Source organism: Mycoplasma todarodis (assembly GCF_004335995.1).
Classification (GTDB): Bacteria; Bacillota_I; Bacilli_A; order Mycoplasmatales; family Metamycoplasmataceae; genus Mycoplasma_K; species Mycoplasma_K todarodis.
The window spans coordinates 1-2,044 of record NZ_PSZP01000065.1 but is presented as its reverse complement, the minus strand read 5'-3'; the positions used below and the strand labels follow the sequence as shown (position 1 = coordinate 2,044).

The 2,044-nt window shown below is 34.4% G+C and carries 2 protein-coding genes and 1 riboswitch; of the genes, one reads left to right on the top strand and one right to left on the bottom strand.

The window, feature by feature from the left end; translation table 4 throughout:
• The coding region (locus C4B25_RS04575; RefSeq protein WP_168380712.1) for an NCS2 family permease at positions 1–1,362 on the bottom strand (1,362 nt) is incomplete at its 3' end.
• Between the two features lie 286 nt (positions 1,363–1,648).
• Positions 1,649–1,746, top strand: a riboswitch (purine riboswitch).
• A 21-nt stretch (positions 1,747–1,767) separates the two neighbouring features.
• Here C4B25_RS04575 and C4B25_RS04570 point away from each other — a divergent pair.
• Positions 1,768–2,044, top strand: a 277-nt coding sequence (locus tag C4B25_RS04570) for a hypothetical protein (protein ID WP_131613967.1), incomplete at its 3' end; no start/stop codon positions are given.

Below are 2,044 nucleotides of genomic sequence, written 5' to 3'. Positions count from 1 at the left end.
GATACCTGCGGCCATACCAGCAGAAATTGAATAAGTAAGCATAGTAATTAATATAGTTAAGAATAACGCAGGAACGTCAATCATCTCTTTTCAGTTGAATTCTTTAAGTTGCATCATCATTAGTGATCCAACTAATATCAGAACTGGAGCAGTAATAGGCTTGATTGTTTCAGTTGTAACTGCACCAGGGTGATGGAATTCATTTGGAATTGGCATTAACGGACTCATGATTGGTCATAAGGCCATTGAAGCTAAGAATAGGAAGGCAGTTGTAACTGAAGCAAAACCAGTTCTTGCCCCTGCTGCTGTACCTGTTGTTGACTCAACAAAAGAAGTAACTGTTGAAGCCCCAACTGAAGCACCAAATACAGTTCCGGCTGCATCAGCTATGTTAGCTTTAGTCATTCATTTATCCCCTTCTCTTTCATTGATTCCTGAAGCTTCACCAATAACAAATAATGTACCTGTTGTATCAAAGAAGTCAGTATATAGGAATACGAATATTGCTATATATGAAAGTGGGTTTTTAAACATTGAACCTAAGTGAGTTCAACCTTTACCAGCGATAGTCGAGAAACCGCCAAATTCCTCAGAGTAACTTTTCATTTTAAAAGCATTTGAGAATCCCTTTACACCCGCACCATATAATATGGCCATTAGGATTACTCCGATAATCATTGAGATAATGATTCCTGCTTTAACTTTCATAAAGTGTAATATAAACATTAGGAAGATTACGACTATTGCCACAAGTACTAGTGGATTTCTGAAATCTCCTAATTTTACCGATGTTGCTGAGATAGCATTTGGACCAGCATTAATTGCGTCAGATTGAATAATCCCAGCATCTTGTAATCCCATAAATGCTAGAAAGAATCCAATACCAGCACCAATAGCAATCTTTAAGTTTTTAGGAACTGCTTTAGAAATATATTTCCTTGCTGGTGTAATAGCAATAATGAAATATAGTCAACCTGATACAAGAACTGTTGCCATTGCATCATAAGGATCAATACCTAATACAATACATACTGTGAAAACAAAGAATGCATTAATCCCCATACCTGGAGCAAGTGATAATGGTACGTTTGCTAACATACCCATAATCATTGTTGCAACAAAAGAAGAAATAACTGTAGCTAAGAATACCCCACCCATTGGCATTACTTCTGGTTTACCTTTAACATTTAAGGCATTCATCATTCCTGGTTGAACAGCTAAAATATAAGCCATAGCTAGGAAAGTGATTAATCCACCAAGCATTTCTTTCTTGAATGTTGTCTGTCTATCTGAAAACTTAAAATATCTTGCAATAAAATTACCATCAGGATTTTTAGTCTTCATTTTAGAAGTTTTATTCATGTTTTTTCCTTTCGGCGAACACAAACATTTGAATTGGGCATGCAAAAATATAGGAATTGTTAGAGTATATTTTTGCATAGAAAAATACAAAGTGTGCCGCAATTTAGTGGTTAACTTTGTATTACCAGAATCTGGTATTAGTGGCATTTACGCTGCCTTGTAGAGACATCCGAGCATATTACGGATATAAATACACAGTTAACATAGACTATTATAAAGAAAAAAATGTCTAATATGCCATAAAATTATAAACTTGATTTTTTTGACCAATAGTATATAATAATAGTATATAATACTAACACCAAAAGAATTAATCTCTTAATATGGAAGAGAGTCTCTACGGCGAACCATTAATTTGCCACATTCCTTTTTATGTATTTTCTTTTGGTAGAAAGGAAGTACCTTATGTACACAATGAAATATTGAAAAGAGCTTTTCAAAAAGCAAACAATACTAGAATGAATTATGGTCGGAACCTTCTTATTCGGAATGGTTTTCTTCTCTATATTTGATATAGATAATGGGCTTGTAGCCTCACCTAACTGAAAAAGTGGAAATGCATATGCAATTATTGGACAAATATTTGTTCTATTAGCATCATTCACTTCTGCTCTAGTAGTTATGAATAGAATGCACAGAATGAAACAGGAGCTACCCTTCCTATTAGTTGGAGCCTTACTTA